Genomic DNA, 1,165 nt, shown 5'->3' with positions numbered 1-1,165 from the left:
CCGGGTCGCGACGACCTCGCGAGCCGGCTCGACGGCTTCGCCGGCGACCTGCGGCGACAGGCCGGGGACCAGGACGAGGTGAGCACGACAAGGCCGGGGCGCCCCTTCGCCCCGGGCGTGAGCCCCGAGCCCGCCACCGGGGACGGCGACACGGACACCAAGCCGGGGCACGGCATGACCAAGATCGCCCGCTCCCCCGGCGCGGAGCTGCCCGAGGGGCTCGACCCGGACGACCCCGGTGTGCCCGAGCTGATGCAGACGGAGCAGGGCCGCGAGCTGCTGCAGTGGCTCGCCGACGAGGGCATCGAGGTCGTCGTGGGCGGCAACGGCGGCACCTTCTACAACCCCGGCACCGACGTCATCGTCCTCGGTTCGACGGCCGACGAGTGGTCGCTCATCCACGAGGCGAGCCACGCCCGCTCGGACATCGAGGGCCTGACCGTCGAGACCACCGAGGTCACCCGCGACGAGTACGTCACGGCGCAGATCGACGGCGAGGTCGAGGCGATGACCCAGGAGGCCTACTACTACCAGGCCACCGACGGCGAGAGCTCGCTGTCGACCGACGAGCAGCACATCACCAACTACCTCGTGGCCCACGACGAGGCCGTCGCCGCCGGCGCGACCCCCGAGGAGGCCGACGCCGCCGGGCGCGCCGCGATCCGCGAGCTCTTCGAGAGCGGCTACTACTCCCCGTCGACGGGCGACGGCGACGAGACCTACATGGACTACTACGGCGAGCAGTGGGACGAGGACAACTCATGACCGACATCGCGACCATCTCGACGACGACGGACGAGCCGATGCTCGCGTCGGTCGTCACCGACGCCAGGACCCGTCTGCGGCCCGTGCCCGTGGCGGCGCTGCGCGGGTGGCGGCTCCTCGACGTCCTCTGGCGCGGCCCCTCGCACCCGGCGCGGTGGTTCGTCGCCGTCGCCGACGACGGCCGGGTCGTCGTGCTGAGCGGCCATCCCGAGCGGTGGGCGCAGATCGACGGCACCCGGGTGGGCACCGCCGACGAGGCGCTCGAGCTGGCGACCGCGCGGGCCGATGCCACCCGTGACATGGCGAAGGGGTGGCGGCTCCTGACCTCCGCCGATGACCTGCGCCTCCGCCCCGCCACCGGGGCGGACGCCCGGCAGCAGGTCGACGAGGCGAGGGAGCA

The 1,165-nt window shown here is 73.6% G+C and carries 1 protein-coding gene and 1 pseudogene; both read left to right on the top strand.

What is annotated here, in order from left to right:
• The coding region (locus tag AC2W7J_RS18350; protein WP_485984215.1) for a hypothetical protein at positions 1 to 765 on the top strand (765 nt) is incomplete at its 5' end.
• Positions 762 to 1,165 (top strand): annotated as a pseudogene (locus tag AC2W7J_RS18345) (hypothetical protein); the annotation flags it as partial. The gene AC2W7J_RS18350 and the pseudogene AC2W7J_RS18345, both read left to right, overlap by 4 nt.

The sequence above is a fragment of the Janibacter sp. CFPM2_SD2 genome (genome assembly GCF_057364645.1).
The sequence above is the reverse complement of the archived record's forward strand: the minus strand, read 5'-3'. Positions and strand labels throughout refer to the sequence as shown.